This window comes from Arthrobacter sp. Helios (assembly GCF_023167125.1).
Taxonomy (GTDB): domain Bacteria; phylum Actinomycetota; class Actinomycetes; order Actinomycetales; family Micrococcaceae; genus Arthrobacter_B; species Arthrobacter_B luteolus.
In genome coordinates, this window is the sequence record NZ_CP095402.1 from 2,309,523 (window position 1) to 2,326,012 (window position 16,490).

Annotated in this window: 25 protein-coding genes; 2 read left to right on the forward strand and 23 right to left on the reverse strand. The window is 62.9% G+C overall.

All coding sequences use genetic code 11. From position 1 onward, the window contains the following. Positions 1–19 precede the first annotated feature (19 nt). The 9 genes from ArtHe_RS10350 to ArtHe_RS10390 form a co-directional block, all read right to left on the reverse strand. Positions 20–1,030 carry a DNA-directed RNA polymerase subunit alpha gene (locus tag ArtHe_RS10350; protein ID WP_066295871.1) on the reverse strand — a complete coding sequence of 337 codons (1,011 nt, stop codon included), beginning with the start codon at positions 1,028–1,030 and terminating at the stop codon, positions 20–22. A gap of 190 nt (positions 1,031–1,220) precedes the next feature. Then, positions 1,221–1,622 carry a 30S ribosomal protein S11 gene (gene rpsK / locus ArtHe_RS10355; protein WP_066295874.1) on the reverse strand — a complete coding sequence of 134 codons (402 nt, stop codon included), beginning with the start codon at positions 1,620–1,622 and terminating at the stop codon, positions 1,221–1,223. 67 nt (positions 1,623–1,689) lie between these two features. Further along, positions 1,690–2,067: a 30S ribosomal protein S13 gene (rpsM, locus tag ArtHe_RS10360; RefSeq protein ID WP_066295877.1), complete on the reverse strand. Its 378-nt coding sequence runs from the start codon at positions 2,065–2,067 to the stop codon at positions 1,690–1,692. 187 nt (positions 2,068–2,254) lie between these two features. Next, on the reverse strand, positions 2,255–2,368 hold the full coding sequence (rpmJ, locus tag ArtHe_RS10365) for a 50S ribosomal protein L36 (protein ID WP_012397712.1): 114 nt from the start codon (positions 2,366–2,368) through the stop codon (positions 2,255–2,257). 66 nt (positions 2,369–2,434) lie between these two features. After that, positions 2,435–2,656: a translation initiation factor IF-1 gene (infA, locus tag ArtHe_RS10370; RefSeq protein ID WP_055239372.1), complete on the reverse strand. Its 222-nt coding sequence runs from the start codon at positions 2,654–2,656 to the stop codon at positions 2,435–2,437. A 158-nt stretch (positions 2,657–2,814) separates the two neighbouring features. After that, entirely contained in the window at positions 2,815–3,612 is a 798-nt protein-coding gene (locus ArtHe_RS10375; protein WP_248316722.1) for a glycerophosphodiester phosphodiesterase family protein, read from the reverse strand. Then, positions 3,609–4,979 (reverse strand): ABC transporter substrate-binding protein, encoded by a 1,371-nt coding sequence (locus ArtHe_RS10380; RefSeq protein WP_248316723.1) that lies wholly within the window; start codon positions 4,977–4,979, stop codon positions 3,609–3,611. The genes ArtHe_RS10375 and ArtHe_RS10380 overlap by 4 nt, the downstream gene beginning before the upstream one ends. A gap of 77 nt (positions 4,980–5,056) precedes the next feature. Beyond that, positions 5,057–5,875: a carbohydrate ABC transporter permease gene (locus ArtHe_RS10385; RefSeq protein WP_248316724.1), complete on the reverse strand. Its 819-nt coding sequence runs from the start codon at positions 5,873–5,875 to the stop codon at positions 5,057–5,059. Continuing rightward, positions 5,872–6,867, reverse strand: coding sequence for a sugar ABC transporter permease (locus ArtHe_RS10390; RefSeq protein WP_248316725.1), 996 nt, complete (start codon positions 6,865–6,867; stop codon positions 5,872–5,874). The genes ArtHe_RS10385 and ArtHe_RS10390 overlap by 4 nt, the downstream gene beginning before the upstream one ends. 295 nt (positions 6,868–7,162) lie before the next feature. Between ArtHe_RS10390 and ArtHe_RS10395 the strand changes: the two genes are divergently transcribed. Continuing rightward, on the forward strand, positions 7,163–7,582 hold the full coding sequence (locus tag ArtHe_RS10395) for a DUF2243 domain-containing protein (RefSeq protein WP_248316726.1): 420 nt from the start codon (positions 7,163–7,165) through the stop codon (positions 7,580–7,582). After that, positions 7,582–8,418, forward strand: coding sequence for a cytochrome c oxidase assembly protein (locus tag ArtHe_RS10400; protein WP_248316727.1), 837 nt, complete (start codon positions 7,582–7,584; stop codon positions 8,416–8,418). Before ArtHe_RS10395 ends, ArtHe_RS10400 begins: the two co-directional genes overlap by 1 nt. Here ArtHe_RS10400 and map read toward each other — a convergent pair. The 14 genes from map to rpmC all read right to left on the reverse strand — a co-directional run bounded on the left by map (position 8,396) and on the right by rpmC (position 16,489). After that, positions 8,396–9,217, reverse strand: a complete 822-nt coding sequence (map, locus tag ArtHe_RS10405; protein WP_282568679.1) for a type I methionyl aminopeptidase — start codon at positions 9,215–9,217, stop codon at positions 8,396–8,398. The genes ArtHe_RS10400 and map overlap by 23 nt on opposite strands. 18 nt (positions 9,218–9,235) lie before the next feature. After that, the gene (locus tag ArtHe_RS10410) at positions 9,236–9,808 is read right to left on the reverse strand and encodes an adenylate kinase (RefSeq protein ID WP_066295889.1); all 573 of its coding nucleotides are present in this window, start codon (positions 9,806–9,808) and stop codon (positions 9,236–9,238) included. Then, positions 9,805–11,118 (reverse strand): preprotein translocase subunit SecY, encoded by a 1,314-nt coding sequence (secY, locus tag ArtHe_RS10415; RefSeq protein WP_066295891.1) that lies wholly within the window; start codon positions 11,116–11,118, stop codon positions 9,805–9,807. Before secY ends, ArtHe_RS10410 begins: the two co-directional genes overlap by 4 nt. A gap of 269 nt (positions 11,119–11,387) precedes the next feature. Continuing rightward, on the reverse strand, positions 11,388–11,846 hold the full coding sequence (gene rplO, locus ArtHe_RS10420) for a 50S ribosomal protein L15 (RefSeq protein WP_066295893.1): 459 nt from the start codon (positions 11,844–11,846) through the stop codon (positions 11,388–11,390). Between the two features lies 1 nt (position 11,847). After that, positions 11,848–12,060, reverse strand: coding sequence for a 50S ribosomal protein L30 (rpmD, locus tag ArtHe_RS10425; protein WP_248316728.1), 213 nt, complete (start codon positions 12,058–12,060; stop codon positions 11,848–11,850). After that, the gene (rpsE, locus tag ArtHe_RS10430; RefSeq protein ID WP_191746925.1) at positions 12,060–12,734 is read right to left on the reverse strand and encodes a 30S ribosomal protein S5; all 675 of its coding nucleotides are present in this window, start codon (positions 12,732–12,734) and stop codon (positions 12,060–12,062) included. The genes rpmD and rpsE overlap by 1 nt, the downstream gene beginning before the upstream one ends. 29 nt (positions 12,735–12,763) lie before the next feature. After that, positions 12,764–13,147, reverse strand: a complete 384-nt coding sequence (gene rplR / locus ArtHe_RS10435) for a 50S ribosomal protein L18 (protein WP_248316729.1) — start codon at positions 13,145–13,147, stop codon at positions 12,764–12,766. A gap of 2 nt (positions 13,148–13,149) precedes the next feature. After that, positions 13,150–13,686 (reverse strand): 50S ribosomal protein L6, encoded by a 537-nt coding sequence (gene rplF, locus ArtHe_RS10440; RefSeq protein ID WP_248316730.1) that lies wholly within the window; start codon positions 13,684–13,686, stop codon positions 13,150–13,152. An 18-nt stretch (positions 13,687–13,704) separates the two neighbouring features. Then, positions 13,705–14,103: a 30S ribosomal protein S8 gene (gene rpsH / locus ArtHe_RS10445; RefSeq protein ID WP_066295906.1), complete on the reverse strand. Its 399-nt coding sequence runs from the start codon at positions 14,101–14,103 to the stop codon at positions 13,705–13,707. Between the two features lie 83 nt (positions 14,104–14,186). Further along, complete coding sequence (gene rplE / locus ArtHe_RS10450; RefSeq protein ID WP_055239358.1) at positions 14,187–14,756, reverse strand: 50S ribosomal protein L5; 570 nt, start codon at positions 14,754–14,756, stop codon at positions 14,187–14,189. Beyond that, on the reverse strand, positions 14,756–15,115 hold the full coding sequence (rplX, locus tag ArtHe_RS10455; RefSeq protein WP_066295915.1) for a 50S ribosomal protein L24: 360 nt from the start codon (positions 15,113–15,115) through the stop codon (positions 14,756–14,758). The genes rplE and rplX overlap by 1 nt, the downstream gene beginning before the upstream one ends. Positions 15,116–15,118: 3 nt before the next feature. Beyond that, positions 15,119–15,487 (reverse strand): 50S ribosomal protein L14, encoded by a 369-nt coding sequence (rplN, locus tag ArtHe_RS10460; protein WP_055239356.1) that lies wholly within the window; start codon positions 15,485–15,487, stop codon positions 15,119–15,121. 373 nt (positions 15,488–15,860) lie between these two features. Continuing rightward, positions 15,861–16,166, reverse strand: coding sequence for a 30S ribosomal protein S17 (gene rpsQ / locus ArtHe_RS10465; RefSeq protein ID WP_191746921.1), 306 nt, complete (start codon positions 16,164–16,166; stop codon positions 15,861–15,863). After that, positions 16,163–16,489 carry a 50S ribosomal protein L29 gene (rpmC, locus tag ArtHe_RS17870; protein ID WP_282568680.1) on the reverse strand — a complete coding sequence of 109 codons (327 nt, stop codon included), beginning with the start codon at positions 16,487–16,489 and terminating at the stop codon, positions 16,163–16,165. Before rpmC ends, rpsQ begins: the two co-directional genes overlap by 4 nt. Between the last annotated feature and the right edge of the window lies 1 nt (position 16,490).

Genomic DNA, 16,490 nt, shown 5'->3' on the forward strand with positions numbered 1-16,490 from the left:
GCGGCAAGATTTTGCGTAGTTAGAGCTCGTCGTCCGAGAATTCGGACTCGTCCTCTTCAATGGCTGCGGCGCGGGCTGCAAGGTCGAACCCGGGAGGGGAATCCTTCAGGGACAGACCCAGTTCAACCAGCTTCGCCTTCACCTCATCGATGGACTTCGCACCGAAGTTACGGATGTCCATCAGGTCAGCCTCGGAGCGGGCTACGAGTTCACCCACGCTGTGGATGCCTTCGCGCTTGAGGCAGTTGTAGGAGCGCACGGTCAGCTCAAGGTCCTCGATCGGCAGGGCCATGTCGGCTGCCAGTGCGGCATCCGTGGGGCTCGGGCCGATTTCGATGCCTTCAGCTGCGGTGTTCAGTTCACGGGCCAGGCCGAAGAGCTCAACCAGGGTGGTGCCGGCAGAGGCGACGGCGTCGCGCGGTGCAATGGCATCCTTGGTTTCGACGTCGACGATCAGGCGGTCGAAGTCGGTGCGCTGCTCGACACGGGTGGCCTCCACGCGGAAGGTCACCTTCAGGACCGGCGAGTAGATGGAGTCAACCGGAATACGGCCGATCTCCTGGTCGCCGGACTTGTTCTGGCTTGCGGAAACGTAGCCACGTCCACGCTCGATGGTCAGTTCGAGTTCGAACTTGCCCTTCGAGTTCAGGGTGGCGATGTGCAGATCCGGGTTGTGGAACTCCACGCCGGCCGGCGGAGCAATGTCCGCAGCGGTGACGACGCCGGGGCCCTGCTTGCGCAGGTAAGCCACGACGGGCTCGTCGTGCTCGGAGGACACCGAGAGGTTCTTGACGTTCAGGATGATCTCAGTGACATCCTCCTTAACGCCCGGAACGGTGGTGAACTCGTGCAGCACTCCGTCGATCCGGATGCTGGTTACGGCAGCACCGGGGATGGAGGAAAGCAGCGTACGGCGAAGCGAGTTGCCGAGGGTGTAGCCAAAGCCGGGTTCCAGCGGTTCGATGATGAACCGGGACCGGTTGTCGGCTACGACTTCTTCTGTGAGGGTGGGGCGCTGTGCAATGAGCACTTGCATTTCCTTTCAGCGAGCGTCCGCTATATGACGCAGCACAAATGGTGGAAACGACGACGACGGGGACACCCCGCGCGCGTCTTGGACGGCTAGCAGCCTCGCACCCGGGCCGGACCGCCCTTCGGGCCTGCCTGCACTAAGCAGAACAGACCCGACGGGCGGTGCCGGCACCGGCAACGAATGCGAATTAGACGCGGCGGCGCTTCGGGGGACGGCAGCCGTTGTGTGCGCTCGGAGTGACATCCTGGATGGTGCCAACTTCCAGGCCGGTGGCCTGCAGCGAACGGATGGCGGTCTCGCGTCCCGAACCCGGGCCCTTCACGAAGACGTCGACCTTGCGGACGCCGTGTTCCTGGGCGCGCTTGGCAGCAGCTTCGGCAGCCATCTGCGCAGCGAACGGGGTGGACTTGCGGGAGCCCTTGAAGCCAACCTCACCGGCGGAAGCCCATGAGATCACAGCACCGGAAGGGTCCGTGATGGACACGATGGTGTTGTTGAAAGTGCTCTTGATATGCGCCTGGCCGAGCGCAATATTCTTCTTATCCTTGCGACGCGGTTTGCGTACCGCTCCACGAGTCTTGGGGGGCATTACTTCTCCTACAAAGAGTTTGGAATAGGTGACCTGACGGTGCAGGTCATGGCCTGGACCGCGTTATTTAGCGGCCGGCCTTCTTCTTACCGGCAACTGTGCGCTTCGGGCCCTTGCGGGTACGAGCGTTGGTCTTGGTGCGCTGGCCGTGGACAGGCATGCCGCGGCGGTGGCGGATGCCCTGGTAGCTGCCGATCTCAACCTTGCGGCGGATATCTGCTGCTACCTCGCGGCGGAGGTCACCCTCAACCTTGAAGTTGCCCTCGATGTAGTCACGCAGCTGAACGAGCTCAGCATCGGTGAGGTCCTTGACGCGAGTGTCCGGGCTGATGCCGGTCTCTGCCAAGGTCAGCTCTGCACGGGTCTTGCCCACGCCGTAGATGTAGGTAAGCGCAATGACAACCCGCTTTTCGCGGGGAATGTCTACGCCGGCGAGACGTGCCATATTGGCGGTTCTCCTTTTGTATTACCGGAGGTCTGAGGCAGTACGTCCCCGTTTCCAGGTCCCCGGCCTCCGTGCCGGGGGTATGCGTCACGCGTATCAGACGCTGTACTGCCATATTCAATTACTACTACGCGTGGGCTTAGCGTGCCCGAAGGCCCCCTGCGGGTCCTTGGACGATAACCGCTAATTAGCCCTGGCGCTGCTTGTGGCGCGGGTTCTCGCAGATCACCATGACTCGGCCGTTACGGCGAATCACCTTGCACTTATCGCAGATCTGCTTGACGCTCGGCTGGACCTTCATGGTTTTCCTTTGCGTGGTTGCAGGGATGAACTCCGGGTCTCCTTCGGAAACACCGGAGCCTTGTTGTTACTTGTAGCGGTAGACGATACGGCCCCGGGTGAGGTCGTACGGGCTAAGTTCCACCACAACGCGGTCTCCGGGGAGGATGCGAATGTAGTGTTGACGCATCTTTCCCGAGATGTGTGCGAGCACAATGTGGCCGTTGGCCAGCTCAACGCGGAACATCGCATTGGGCAGGGCTTCGTTGACCGAGCCCTCAATCTCTATGACGCCGTCTTTCTTGGCCATATCCTCCGCTAACGTCTGTGCCGCCCTTGTTTGCACGGGCAGCGGTTTTGGTTTTTGGCGGTCCCGCTGTGCCCCGCCCGCCCGGAAAATACCGGATGGAAAAGGGCACGAATGTAGAGACAACCAACAGATAACTCTACGGTACGATGCCCGATAAGTTAAATCCCCGCAGCACTCCCGGCCCGGGCGGACTGCCGCATCCAGCCCTGGAGTTCAGCGGGACGGTCCGTGATAATCCCGTCCACGCCGGCCGCGGCTGCTGCTGCCCAATGGGACGGTTCGTTCAGCGTCCACGTGTAGACCCGCTGCCCGTTGGCATGCAGGGTTTCCACCAGGTCCGGAGCGGCCGCCAGGACAGCGCCATGCGGATTGCAGGCGGTGGCTTCGACCCCGGCCAGGAAGTCCAGCAGCTCGGATTCCTGTCCGGCCCCAGGAGCGGCGGCGATCAGCAGCCCCCGCTCCAGGTCCGGTGCCGCGGCGAAGAGGTTCCGCACGGTCTGGCGGGAGAATCCCTGGAGCAGGCAGCGGGCGCCCAGCCCGGCGGCCCGCAGCTGTTCCGCCACGGAGGCCAGCCCACCGGCGGTCCACTCCCCCTTGAACTCCAGCAGCCAGGCCACCTCCGGATGTTCTGCCGCGAAGGCAACCAGATCAAACAGATCCGGGATCCGCTGGCCGGAAAACTCCGGTGCAAACCAGGAACCGGCGTCGGCTTCCCGCAGCCGGGCGGCCGGTGTCCGCCCCACCAGCGCACCGCTGCCGGCGGTCCGGGAGAGGCTGGCGTCATGGATAAGCATGGCGGTGCCGTCGGAGCTGAGCTGCAGGTCGGTCTCGATCATCCCGGCCCCGGCCGCCGCCGCTGAGGCGAAGGCGGCCAGGGTGTTTTCGGGGGCCTGCGAGGAGTTGCCACGGTGGGCAATGTTCAGCATCTCCCCGGGGCCGGTCAGCGGGAGGTTCACAGGTACGGCTCGACGTTCTGTTCAAAGGACTTGCCGATGGCTTCCGCTGCTGCCGCGAAGGCCTCAGCCGCCGGAGTGTCCTGCAGCATGATCTTCTCCAGGGCGGTGGTCAGTGCCTGGTCGCCGGAGGGGACGAAGGAGCGTGCCCAGTCCTGCACCCGGGTGGTGGCCAGCTGGTCGACTGCCGTCCGGAACTGCGGGGCCTTCGCGTACACGGCCTTCATGGTTTCGCCGTCGGCTGCGGAGGTGCGCACCGGCATGTACCCGGTGTTCGCCGAGAAGTAGGCGGTCTGTTCCGGTTCGCCGATGAACTTCAGGAACATTGCTGCTGCCAGCTGCTGTTCCGGAGTCTTGTCCGCTGCGATGGCGATTCCGGTGCCGCCGGTCGGGCAGGCCGCACCTTCCGGGCCTTCGGGCAGGAACCCGGTGCCGACGTCGAACTTCGCGGCTTCCAGGATGCCGGTCAGTGATCCGGTGGAAGCAATGGTGCAGGTGCTGACCCCTGCCGTGAAGTCGGCAACGTAGTCAGCGGCGGACACGGTGAGGGTTTTGTCCTGGTTCATCATGCGGCGGAGGAATTCGCCGGCCTCAATCGTCTTCGGGTCGTCAAGCGTCAGCGTCCACTCGTCGGAGTAGGAGCCGCCCAGGCCCCACATGATGTTGCAGAACCACCAGGCCGACCAGGAGGTGCCCTTCCCCAGGGACATCGGCACTGCCCCGTTGTTGGCTGCGGCCAGGGCCGGTGCCCACTCGTTGTATTCGGTCCAGGTCTTCGGGGCGCGGTCCGGCAGGCCGGCGGCTTTGAAGAGGTCCCGGTTGTAGTAGAACAGCGGCGTGGACCGGGCGTAGGGGAAGGCCCAGTGATCCTCGCCGAACTGGTAGTCGTTGTACAGTCCGGTGTTGTAGTCCTTGGTGTCGATTTCCAGGTGTGCTGCGAGGCTGTCCACCGGGATGATCTGGCCGTTGATCATGTAGCGGAACCACCAGACGTCGCTGGCACCGACCAGGTCCGGAACGTTGTCCGTTCCGGCCGAGGACTGGAAGCGCTGGGCGACTTCGTCGTAGTTGGCGCCGGCGGTGACCAGCTCCACCTCAATACCCGATTCCTGGGTGAACCGCCGGATCATTTCCTCTTCAATCGGCTTGGAGGCTCCGGGGTGGTTGGACCACCAGGTGATCTTCTTCGCCGGGGTCACCGCGGACCAGTCAGTTCCGGCGGCCTTCACAGCTCCGCCTTCACCGGCGGTGGAGGGTCCGCCGCAGGCGGCCAGGGCGGCAGCACCTCCGAGGATTCCGGCAAGGGCAAGGATGTTGCGGCGGGAGAGTCCGGCGGCGGGAAGGGAGGCAGGGGCGAGTCGCTTGTTCATGGTTACCTTCTTGGTTTTTGGGTCTTGCGGACGGATTGGTGGGAAGGGCGGGTCGGGAGGAGGTTGGCGGCGGGGCCTTAGCCCGTGACGGCGCCGGCGGTCAGGCCGGAGACAATCCGGCGCTGGAGCACAAAGAAGAGGGCAAGCACCGGCACGGTGACCAGGACCGTGCCCGCCATCAGCACGCCCCAGTTGGTGACGCCGTCGTTGTTCTGCAGCAGGGTCAGGCCGACAGGGAGCGTCATCATCTCCGCCTTGTCCACGACCAGCAGCGGCCACAGGTATTCGTTCCATTCGTTGACCACCGAGACGAGGGCGACGGCGGCGATGGTCGGCGCGGACATTGGCACCACGAACTGGAAGAGCCTCCGCAGGTGCCCGGCGCCGTCGAGCCCTGCCGCCTCCAGCACTGAGGCGGGAAGGGAAAGGAAATGCTGGCGGAACAGGAAGGTGCCGAACGCGCTGGCCAGTCCCGGAAGGATCATGCCCTGGTAGGTGTTCAGCCATCCCAGCCCTGCGACCAGGGTGTAGTTGGGGATGATCACGATCTGCTGGGGAATCAGGAGCGCGAAGATCACCACTGCGAAGAACACCTTCTTGAGCGGAACGTCCAGGAACACCAGCGCATAAGCCGTCGTCAGGCCCAGGAAGATCTTGAGCGAGGCGCCGATGAACGTCACCAGGAGCGAGTTCGCGAAGAAGCTGCCGAACGGCACGCGTTCCAGGGCGGCGGCATAGTTGGAAAGGTCCCACGCGGCCGGGAACCACTGGATGGGAACGGTGTAGATTTCGTCGGGTTCCTTGAAGCTGGCCAGCAGCATCCAGGCCAGCGGCAGGACCATCACGGCGACGGCGGCCAGCAGGGTGCCGTATCCGGCAATCCGGGTGCGGCTCATGAGTAGTGCACCTTCTTCTCTACAAATTTGAGCTGGACCAGGGTGATGGCCAGCAGCACCACAAAGAGGATGGTGGCGATCGCCGAGGAGTACCCTGCCGTTCCGTTGCTGAACCCCTCCTGGTAGATCTGGTACATCATGGTGGTGGTGCCTTCCAGCGGTCCGCCCTTGGTCATCGCCTGGATGATGTCAAAGGACTGCAGCGAGCTGAGCAGGGTGGTCACCGAGAGGAAGAACGTTGTGGGCCCGAGCAGCGGAAGGACGATCCCGAAGAGCCTGCGAATCCGTCCTGCGCCGTCCAGGGAGGCTGCTTCCAGCAGGTCCTTCGGGATGGCCTGGAGCCCGGCCAGGTAGATGAGCGCCACATAACCGACGTTTTTCCAGAGGTAGACGATGATCACCATGGCGAGTGCGTAGTCCGGATCGTTGTACCAGTCCGGGGACTGCATACCGAGTGCTTTCAGCAGCGCCGAGGTGACGCCGAAGTTCGGGTCGAAGACAAACAGCCAGAGCAGTCCCACCGCGACGCCGGACAGCACGTACGGCGCAACGATGATCGTCCTGGCCGCTCCCCGGAGCTTGAGCCTGCCGTTGAGCAGCAGGGCCAGGAGCAGCCCAATGACCATGCCGCCGCCGACTGTTGCCAGGGTAAAGATGACCGTGACGCCCACGATCTGGGGTGTGGAGGATGCGGTGAGCCAGTCCGTGTAATTCCGCAGGCCCACGGGCCTGGCGATACTGGAGCCGATGTTCCACTGGAGGGTGGAAAAGTAGAGGGACTGCAGCAGCGGCTTGTAGGTAAAAACCAGCAGCAGCGCGATGTTGGGGCCGGCAAGCAGGAGGAACAGCAGCCAGTTGCTGCGCCGCCGGGAAGTCCGGGCAGCCGGCCGGCGGGTCCGGGGTGCCGGTGGCCCTCCCCCGGTGCTGGAGCTGCCGGGCGCTGAACGCTCCGGGTGCGCTGCCAGCGCCGGGGACAAAGTGGAAGATGACATGGGGCGAAGAACCTTCGTCGGCAGTTGGTGGATGCCTTCAGCGTAGGTTCGCCAGGGGCCCGCAAAACGGGAAAAAACCGCTTTGCGGAGAGTCTTCAGCGCGCGTTGCCCAGGCTTTCAGCGTCCGTTCAGCCGGCGTTCATTTAGTGACGGACCCTGGCTTCTTTCTGCGCTGCCGGTCCTGTCCGGACACCAGGGTGCGGTGCTTCTTCCGCCCCGCCTTGCTAGTGTTCAGCCGGTGGACTCCTCCTCCAGCGCTCCCATCCGGCCAGGCCGCAGGAACCTTCTTTCGGGGGTGCTCGTGGGCGTTGGGATCGCGGCATTCCTGGACGAAGTCGTGTTCCACCAGCTCCTGCAGTGGCACCATTTCTACGACAAGTCCACGACGGCCGCCGGGTTGTTCTCGGACGGACTGTTTCATGCCTTCGGCTGGTTTGCGGTGGTAGCGGGTTTGTTTCTGTTCGCCGATCTGCGCCGGCACCGCAGTCTTATTCCGGTCCGGTGGGCCGGTGCCGTGCTGGTGGGTACCGGCGGTTTCCAGCTCTACGACGGTCTGATCCAGCACAAAGTGCTCACGCTCCACCAAATCCGGTATGAGGTTCAGCTGCTGCCCTATGACCTCACCTGGAATCTGACCGCGGCGCTGATGCTGGCAGCCGGCACGTTTCTGCTTTTCCGCACCCGCTCGTCGGCACCCGCACGCCAGGGTGCCTGATGCTGCACGCCCACCAGACCGGCGCGATACCCGTTGATCTGCTGCTGCTGATTCCGGCTGCCGCCGCTGCAGCCACCTACTGGGCGGGCGCGTTTTCCCCCCGCTCAGGTGCCTGGCCGGTACGCCGCACAGCAGCCTTCACCGCAGGGATCGCCGCGTTGCTTGCGGCGGCGGCCGGCCCTCTCCCGGCCCTGACGCACGGAAACTTCACTGCCCTGGCACTGTCCCACGTCCTGGCTGGAATGCTGGGCCCTCTCCTGCTGGTGACTTCCCGACCGGTTACCCTCGCCCTGCGCACCATGGACCCCCTGCCGTCCCGCCGTCTGGTCAGAATGCTGCGTTCGGCCCCCGCCCGCTTCCTGGCCCACCCGGTCACGGCGGCTGTCCTGTCCATGGGCGGCATGGTGCTGATGTTTCGAACCCCGCTCTTCGACGCCATGCGGACCGGCCTCCCGGTTCATTGGCTGGTGACCTTCCATCTGGCGGCTGCCGGCTATTTGTGGACGGCGTCGCTCATCGGGCGGGATCCGAACCCGCACCGCGCCTCATTTCGGCTCCGCGGGGCTGTCCTGATCCTGACGGCTGCTGCCCACAACGTCCTGGCAAAGTCTCTGTATGCCAGCCCGCCCGCGGGTATCGCCGCGGATCAGGGACAGTCCGGGGCGATGGTCCTGTACTACGCCGGAGGTGCCGTGGAACTCACTGTTATCGTGTTGTTCTGGCTCCAGTGGTACAGGAAGCCGGCGCGGCTCCCAACAACGCAAAAGGTCCGCTCCACCAATCGGCGGAACGGACCTTTCCACGGGAATCCTGCTACGGAATCGGCACCGGGGTGACGCCCAGGGGCTCCAGGCGCGACGCACCACCGTCGGGGGCGGTCAGCACCCAGATACCCTTTTCGTGGATGGCCACGGAATGTTCCCACTGGCAGGAGCGGGCACCGTCGGTGGTGACGACTGTCCAGTCGTCTTCCAATGTCCGGGTCTCGATTCCGCCGCGTACCAGCATCGGTTCGATCGCCAGGCACATTCCGGGCTTGAGCTTCGGACCGCGGTGGCTGGTCCGGTAATTGAGGACATCCGGCGCCTGGTGCATTTCCGAGCCGATGCCGTGGCCTACATAGTCCTCGAGGATGCCCAGGGGCTTGCCCGGAACGCTGCTCACGTAGTCATCCACGGCTGCACCAATGTCACCCACGAACCGGCCCTTCGCCGCGGCTGCGATGCCGTGCCACATGGCGTTCTCGGTGACGTCGGAGAGGCGCTGGTCCTCGGGATCGGCCGTTCCGACGATGACGGTCCGGGCTGAGTCCGAATGCCATCCGTTGACTACCGCACCGCCGTCGATGGAGATGATGTCGCCGTCGCCCAGCACCCGGGAACCGGGAATGCCGTGGACGACTTCCTCATTGACCGAGGTGCAGATGGTCGCCGGGAAACCGTAGTACCCGAGGAAGTTTGACGTGGCACCGGCTTCAGCCAGGACCGCAGCAAAAACCTTGTCCAGATCAGCCGTGGTCACTCCCGGGCGGGCGGCTGCCACCGCTGCGTCCAGGGCTTTGATCAGCACCAGGCCGGCTTCCCGCATGGTGCGCATCTGTACGTTGGATTTGTACTGGATCCGTGGCTGGGCCAACGTCTCGCCTTCTATCTGTTAGCTGTGGTCCTTGAGCGCCTGCATCACGCGCTCGGTGACTTCGTCGATATCGCCCAGGCCGTTGACACGGGTGACGATGCCGCGGTCCTCGTAGCGTGCGACGACGTCGGCCGTCTGCTGCTTGTAGAGGTCGAGGCGGTGGCGGATGACTTCTTCGTTATCGTCCGTGCGGCCTTCGATTTCCGCCCGCTTCAGCAGGCGGGCCACGAGCTCCTCGTCATCGGCGGTCAGCAGCAGGACAGCATCGAGCTTCTGATTGCTGGAAGCCAGGATGTCGTCGAGCTCTTCCACCTGTGCCGTGGTCCGCGGGTAACCGTCGAGCAGGAAGCCTTCGGTGACGTCGTCTTCCTTGAGGCGCGACCGGACCATGTTGTTCGTGACCTCATCGGGAACAAAGTTGCCGGCGTCGATGTACTTCTTGGCCTCGACACCCAGCGGCGTCAGGTTCTTGACGTTGGAGCGGAAGATGTCACCAGTGGAGATGGCTGCGATACCGAGGCGGTCCGAGATCCGGGAAGCCTGTGTTCCCTTGCCGGCGCCGGGAGGCCCGATAATGAGCAGTCGTGTCATCGCAATAACCCTTCGTAGTGACGTTGCTGAAGCTGTGCGTCAATTTGTTTGACCGTCTCGAGGCCCACACCAACCATGATGAGGATCGAGGTTCCGCCGAACGGGAAGTTCTGGTTTGCCCCGACCAGCACCAGGGCAATCAGCGGAATAAGGGCAACAAGGCCCAAATAGAGGGCGCCGGGCAGGGTAATGCGGGAAAGCACGTACTGCAGGTATTCGGCGGTGGGGCGGCCGGCACGGATGCCGGGAATGAAACCGCCGTATTTCTTCATGTTCTCCGAGACTTCTTCAGGGTTGAACGTGATCGACACGTAGAAGTACGTGAAGAACACGATCATCAGGAAGTAGACGGCCATGTACAGCGGGTGGTCGCCCGATGTCAGGTAGTTATTGATCCAGACCACCCATTCCGGCGGAGCGGTGCCGTCGGACGGGGTGTTGAACTGGGCCAGCAGCGAAGGCAGGTACAGCATGGAGGACGCAAAGATCACCGGGATCACGCCGGCCATGTTGACCTTGATCGGGATGTAGGTGTTGGTGCCGCCTACGGTGCGCCGTCCAACCATGCGCTTGGCGTACTGGACGGGGATCCGGCGCTGGGACTGTTCAACGAAGATGACCAGGGCCACCGTGACGATGCCGATCACGATCACGCCCAGGAACACTGTCCAGCCCTGTGCCGAGAGGATGGCGCCCAGGGCGCTGGGGAAGCTCGCGACGATAGAGGTGAAGATGAGCAGGGACATGCCGTTGCCGACGCCCTTTTCCGTTACCAGCTCGCCCATCCACATGATCAGGCCGGTGCCGGCCGTCAGGGTGATGATGAGCAGGAGGATGGTAATGATGCTGTCATCGGGGATGATCGGCACGGAGCACATGTTGTTGAACAGCGCTCCGGAGCGGGCCAGCGACACAACAGTGGTCGCGTTCAGCAGGCCCAGCGCAATGGTGAGGTAGCGCGTGTACTGGGTCAGCGTGGACTGCCCCTGCTGGCCTTCTTCATGAAGGGCCTGGAAGTGCGGGATCACGACGCGGAGCAGCTGCACGATGATGCTCGCGGTGATGTACGGCATGATGCCGAGGGCGAAGACTGAGACCTGCAGCAGGGCACCGCCGCTGAAGAGGTTCACGAACTCATAGAGGCCACCTGAGGTGGCACCGAGAGCCAAGCACTGCTGCACATTGCCGTAGTCAACACCCGGGGCCGGGATAAACGCACCCATGCGGAAGATAGTGATGATTCCCAGCGTAAACAACAGCTTGCGTCGCAGGTCTGGCGTCCGGAAAGCCCGGCCAATAGCGCTAAGCAAGCGTCCTCCTGAAGTAATCCTGAAGTGGAATGAGTCCCGGCGGGACTGGTGACAGAAACTGAGTCTATCCGTTCAAACCCGCTGTTGTGTTAACTGCACCAACAGCTGTTACCGGGGATTGCCGACGTGTTAAAAACACTTAGCTCCCGGTGGGCCGCTCGCGCGGCTCACCGGGAGCTAAGTGGTCAGCAGATGGAATGCATAACCCGCCCCGGTGCCCGGAGGAACCGGACACCGGGAACGAAGATCATGCGGTCCGTCACGGTGCTTTAGAGCGCCGTAACCGATCCGCCTGCTGCTGCGATCTTTTCTGCAGCACTGGCGGAGAAGGCATCAGCCTTCACATCAACCTTGACGGTGATGTCGCCGGTGCCCAGGACCTTGACAGGCTGGTTCTTGCGCACGGCACCCTTGGCAACGAGGGCCTCAACGGTGACCTCGCCGCCTTCGGGGAACAGTTCGGAGATCTTGTCCAGGTTAACAACCTGGAATTCGACCTTGAACGGGTTCTTGAAGCCGCGCAGCTTCGGCAGGCGCATGTGCAGCGGAAGCTGCCCGCCTGCGAAACCGGCCTTGACCTGGTAGCGGGCAGCCGTACCCTTGGTACCGCGGCCAGCAGTCTTACCCTTGGAACCTTCACCACGGCCAACACGGGTTTTAGCCGTCTTGGCACCCGGTGCGGGACGCAGGTGGTGGACCTTCAGAGCATTGTTCTTTTCTTCGGCCATGTTACTTCGCCTCCTCAACCTTCACGAGGTGCGGAACCGTGTTGATCATGCCAACGGTCACGGCATCAGCGCTGCGTACGACCGTGTGGCCGATGCGCTTGAGACCGAGTGAACGCAGCGTGTCGCGCTGATTCTGCTTACCACCGATGGTGGACTTAATCTGGGTGATTTCCAGCTGCGCCGAGCTGACGGCAACGCGCTTCGGAGTACTCATCAGGCACCTGCCTTCTGCATGTTGCGGATCATCGCTGCCGGAGCAACTTCGTCCAGCGGCAGGCCGCGGCGGGCTGCCACTGCCTGGGGCTCTTCGAGGCGCTTCAGCGCGTCAACCGTGGCGTGCACGATGTTGATCGCGTTGGAGGAACCCAGCGACTTGGAGAGAACGTCGTGGATACCGGCGCACTCGAGGATGGCTCGGACCGGACCGCCGGCGATAACGCCGGTACCCGGGGAAGCCGGACGCAGCAGGACGACGCCTGCGGCTGCCTCGCCCTGCACCAGGTGCGGGACGGTGCCGGCAATGCGGGGAACGCGGAAGAAGGACTTCTTCGCTTCCTCGACTGCCTTGGCGATAGCCGAGGGAACTTCCTTTGCCTTGCCGTAGCCAACGCCGACCATGCCGTTGCCGTCACCGACAACAACCAGAGCGGTGAAGCTGAAGCGCCGACCACCCTTGACAACCTTGGCGACGCGGTTGATGGTCACGACGCGTTCAATGAACTTGTCCTTGTCATCATTACGTCCGCCGTCGCGTCCGCCGCGTCCGCCGCGGTCACGGCCTCCACGGTCGGAGCGCTGCTCGCCCCGGCGTCCGCCGCGGCGGTCGTCGGTGCCTGCGGCAGCGGTTTCCTTGGTCTCAGTTGCCTCAGCAGATGTAGCTTCAGTCACCTGATTTTCCTTTTCCTTGTTAACCTCGGTCACAGTGCCAGCCCACCTTCGCGTGCGCCGTCTGCAACAGCCGCAATGCGGCCGTGGTAGCGGTTGCCGCCGCGGTCAAACACAACGGCTTCGACGCCGGCAGCCTTGGAGCGTTCGGCAACGAGCTCGCCGACGCGCTTGGCCTTGGCAGTCTTGTCGGCCTCCATGGAGCGCAGATCTGCTTCCATGGTCGACGCGGAGGCCACGGTCACACCGAGGTTGTCATCGACAACCTGGACGAATACGTGGCGGGCAGAGCGGTTGACGACCAGGCGCGGACGGGCCGCGGTGCCGGCAATGCGCTTGCGGATCCGCAGCTGGCGGCGGCTCCGGGAAGCGGACTTGCTCTTGGAATTGCGCTTCTTATTAATGCTGATGGCCATGATTACTTACCAGCCTTTCCGACCTTGCGGCGGACAATCTCGCCGGCGTAACGAATGCCCTTGCCCTTGTAGGGGTCAGGCTTGCGCAGCTTGCGGATGTTGGCGGAAACCTCGCCCACCTGCTGCTTGTCAATGCCGGAAACAGTGAGCTTCGTGGGGCCCGTGACGGTGAGCGTGATGCCCTCCGGAGCCTTCACAGATACCGGGTGGCTGTAGCCCAGGGCGAACTCGAGGTCCGAGCCCTTGGCCTGCACACGGTAACCGGTGCCAACGATTTCCAGGTCCTTCTTGTAACCTTCGGTCACACCGGTGATCATGTTGCTGATCAGGGTGCGGGTCAGGCCGTGGAGGGAACGGGATTCGCGCTCGTCATTGGGGCGGGCGACGGTAATGGTGTTCTCGTCCAGGGAAACCGTGATCGGGCTGGGCACAACGTGGCTCAGCTCTCCCTTGGAACCCTTGACCGTAACGTTGTTGCCATCAACGGCAACGTCGACTCCGGCGGGGACAGAGATGGGCAGACGTCCAATACGTGACATTTTTCTTTCCCTTCCCTGCTACCAGACGTAGGCGAGGACTTCCCCACCCACACCCTTCTTGGCGGCCTGGCGGTCGGTCAGGAGACCTGACGACGTCGACAGGATGGCGATGCCCAGGCCACCGAGCACGCGCGGCAGGTTGGTGGACTTTGCGTATACACGCAGGCCGGGCTTGGAGATGCGGCGGATGCCGGCGATGGAGCGCTCACGGTTCGGACCGAACTTGAGGTCCAGGGTCAGCGTCTTGCCAACCTCAGCCTCTTCTTCCTTCCAGCCGGCGATGTAGCCTTCGGCCTTCAGGATGTCGGCAACGCGTGCCTTGAGCTTGCTGTAAGGCATGGACACGGAATCGTGGTATGCCGAGTTTGCATTGCGCAGACGCGTAAGCATGTCTGCGACAGGATCTGTCATTGTCATGTGGGCTCTAGCCCTCCCTCGTAACGGTTTCTGCTGCAGCACCGGCGTGACCGGTGACGCGCAGCAGACCTTTTACGTAGTAATTAATCTTCGGATTTGAACGGGAAGCCGAGCGCCTTGAGCAGCGCGCGTCCCTCGTCATCGGTCTTGGCGGTGGTGACCACGGTGATGTCCATGCCGCGTACGCGGTCGATCTTGTCCTGATCGATTTCGTGGAACATCGACTGTTCGGTCAGACCGAACGTGTAGTTGCCGTTGCCGTCGAACTGCTTGCCGCTCAGGCCGCGGAAGTCGCGGATACGCGGAAGCGCCAGGGTGACCAGGCGATCTACGAATTCCCACATGCGGTCGCCACGCAGTGTTGCGTGCGCACCGATCGGCATGCCTTCGCGCAGCTTGAACTGTGCGATCGACTTGCGTGCCTTCGTGATCTGCGGCTTCTGGCCGGTGATCGCGGTCAGGTCGCGCACGGCACCGTCAATGAGCTTGGAGTCCTTGGCGGCATCTCCAACACCCATGTTCACAACGACCTTGACGAGGCGCGGAACCTGGTTGACGTTTGCGTAGTTGAACTCGTCCTGCAGAGTCTGCTTGATCTCCGCTGCGTAGCGGGTCTTCAGACGGGGAACGATCTTGGTGACGGTCTCAGTCATTAGAGGTCCTTCCCAGAGCCCTTGGCGACGCGGATGCGCACAGTGCGGGTCCGGCCGTCCTTCGTGACGGTTTCGGTGCGGTAGCCAACGCGGGTGGGCTTCTTCGTTTCCGGGTCAACAACTGCAACGTTGGAAACGTGGATGGGGGCCTCAACGGTCTCAATGCCACCGGTCTTGGAGCCCTTGGAGGACTGGCCGACCTTGGTGTGCTTCTTGACGGTGTTGATGCCTTCAACCAGAACGCGGTTCGTGTCGGTGTAAACCTTCAGAACCTTGCCCTGCTTGCCGCGGTCTCCGCCGCGTTCTGCCTTTGCGCCGGTGATGACCTGAACCAGGTCACCCTTCTTGATCTTTGCCATGGTCTACAGCACCTCCGGAGCAAGCGAAATGATCTTCATGAACTTCTTGTCGCGAAGCTCGCGGCCGACCGGGCCGAAGATACGGGTACCGCGGGGGTCGCCGTCGTTCTTCAAGATCACTGCAGCGTTCTCATCGAACTTGATGTAGGAACCGTCCTGGCGGCGGCGTTCCTTCTTGGTGCGGACGATGACGGCCTTAACCACATCGCCCTTCTTGACGTTGCCGCCGGGAATTGCGTCCTTGACGGTGGCAACAATGGTGTCGCCAATGCCTGCGTAGCGACGGCCGGATCCACCGAGAACGCGGATGGTCAAGATTTCCTTGGCACCCGTGTTGTCGGCGACCTTCAGTCGCGACTCCTGCTGAATCACTTAGTACTCCTGTCGTCGCGCCGGTTCTCAGTTGTTGAGCCTTGCGGAACGGATATGGGTGGACCCCGTAATACTGGTACTCAGCACCGGCCCCTGACGGGCCGCTCTGCAGCGCAAGCCGCAGCACCATGCTGAACAAGATTATCGGGCTTTTGTCTTATTCGGCGGTGAGGAAGGGTGTCCGAAAGAGGACATGCTTCCGCACCGCACAGACAAGATTTCAAGTTTATCGCGAAAGGGCCCCGGAAACGAAATCGGATGATATCGCGGCCGGGGCCCTGACGCTTTGGACGGCGCCCGCGGGCCGGCAGGGCAGCTGATGCTGTTCCTGCCGGCACACTGACCGGCCTGTTATTGCTTTGCAGCTTGGAGGCTACTTGGCCTTTTCGATGATCTCGACCAGGCGCCACCGCTTGGTAGCGGACAGCGGCCGGGTTTCGGTGATCAGAACCAGGTCGCCAATGCCGGCCGAGTTCGACTCGTCGTGGGCCTTGCGCTTGGACGTGCGGCGAAGAACCTTGCCGTACAGCGCGTGCTTCACGCGGTCTTCGACCTCGACAACGATGGTCTTATCCATCTTGTCCGAGACCACGTAGCCGCGAGCGGTCTTCCGGTACCCGCGGGCATCGGCGCCGTTTGCGTCGTTTGTCACTGCTGCCTCATTCTTGTTTTCGCTCATTTGGCATCATCCTCGGCAACCTCGGCCGGAGCTTCGGACTCGGCAGCCTTCTTCTTGGACTTCTTCTTCTCGGGAGCGGCTTCCTCGACGGGAGCTACTGCCTCGGGACGAATTCCCAGTTCGCGCTCACGCAGCACCGTGTAGATGCGGGCGATGTCGCGCTTGACGGCGCGGAGCCGGCCGTTGTTTTCCAGCTGCCCGGTGGCGGACTGGAAACGGAGGTTGAACAGCTCCTCCTTAGCCTTACGAAGTTCTTCAACGAGACGCTCGTTGTCGAACCCGTCCAGCTGATCAGTTGCAAGTTCCTTTGAACCGATAGCCATT

What these genes read in the sequence shown, in the direction of transcription:
- rpsK (WP_066295874.1), bottom strand. Translation starts at nt 1,622, where the DNA reads ATGCCCCCCAAGACTCGTGGAGCGGTACGCAAACCGCGTCGCAAGGAT.
- rpsM (WP_066295877.1), bottom strand. Translation starts at nt 2,067, where the DNA reads ATGGCACGTCTCGCCGGCGTAGACATTCCCCGCGAAAAGCGGGTTGTC.
- rpmJ (WP_012397712.1), bottom strand. Translation starts at nt 2,368, where the DNA reads ATGAAGGTCCAGCCGAGCGTCAAGCAGATCTGCGATAAGTGCAAGGTG.
- infA (WP_055239372.1), bottom strand. Translation starts at nt 2,656, where the DNA reads ATGGCCAAGAAAGACGGCGTCATAGAGATTGAGGGCTCGGTCAACGAA.
- ArtHe_RS10380 (WP_248316723.1), bottom strand. Translation starts at nt 4,979, where the DNA reads ATGAACAAGCGACTCGCCCCTGCCTCCCTTCCCGCCGCCGGACTCTCC.
- ArtHe_RS10385 (WP_248316724.1), bottom strand. Translation starts at nt 5,875, where the DNA reads ATGAGCCGCACCCGGATTGCCGGATACGGCACCCTGCTGGCCGCCGTC.
- ArtHe_RS10390 (WP_248316725.1), bottom strand. Translation starts at nt 6,867, where the DNA reads ATGTCATCTTCCACTTTGTCCCCGGCGCTGGCAGCGCACCCGGAGCGT.
- ArtHe_RS10400 (WP_248316727.1), top strand. Translation starts at nt 7,582, where the DNA reads ATGCTGCACGCCCACCAGACCGGCGCGATACCCGTTGATCTGCTGCTG.
- ArtHe_RS10410 (WP_066295889.1), bottom strand. Translation starts at nt 9,808, where the DNA reads ATGACACGACTGCTCATTATCGGGCCTCCCGGCGCCGGCAAGGGAACA.
- rplO (WP_066295893.1), bottom strand. Translation starts at nt 11,846, where the DNA reads ATGGCCGAAGAAAAGAACAATGCTCTGAAGGTCCACCACCTGCGTCCC.
- rpmD (WP_248316728.1), bottom strand. Translation starts at nt 12,060, where the DNA reads ATGAGTACTCCGAAGCGCGTTGCCGTCAGCTCGGCGCAGCTGGAAATC.
- rplR (WP_248316729.1), bottom strand. Translation starts at nt 13,147, where the DNA reads ATGGCCATCAGCATTAATAAGAAGCGCAATTCCAAGAGCAAGTCCGCT.
- rplF (WP_248316730.1), bottom strand. Translation starts at nt 13,686, where the DNA reads ATGTCACGTATTGGACGTCTGCCCATCTCTGTCCCCGCCGGAGTCGAC.
- rpsH (WP_066295906.1), bottom strand. Translation starts at nt 14,103, where the DNA reads ATGACAATGACAGATCCTGTCGCAGACATGCTTACGCGTCTGCGCAAT.
- rplE (WP_055239358.1), bottom strand. Translation starts at nt 14,756, where the DNA reads ATGACTGAGACCGTCACCAAGATCGTTCCCCGTCTGAAGACCCGCTAC.
- rplX (WP_066295915.1), bottom strand. Translation starts at nt 15,115, where the DNA reads ATGGCAAAGATCAAGAAGGGTGACCTGGTTCAGGTCATCACCGGCGCA.
- rpsQ (WP_191746921.1), bottom strand. Translation starts at nt 16,166, where the DNA reads ATGAGCGAAAACAAGAATGAGGCAGCAGTGACAAACGACGCAAACGGC.
- rpmC (WP_282568680.1), bottom strand. Translation starts at nt 16,489, where the DNA reads ATGGCTATCGGTTCAAAGGAACTTGCAACTGATCAGCTGGACGGGTTC.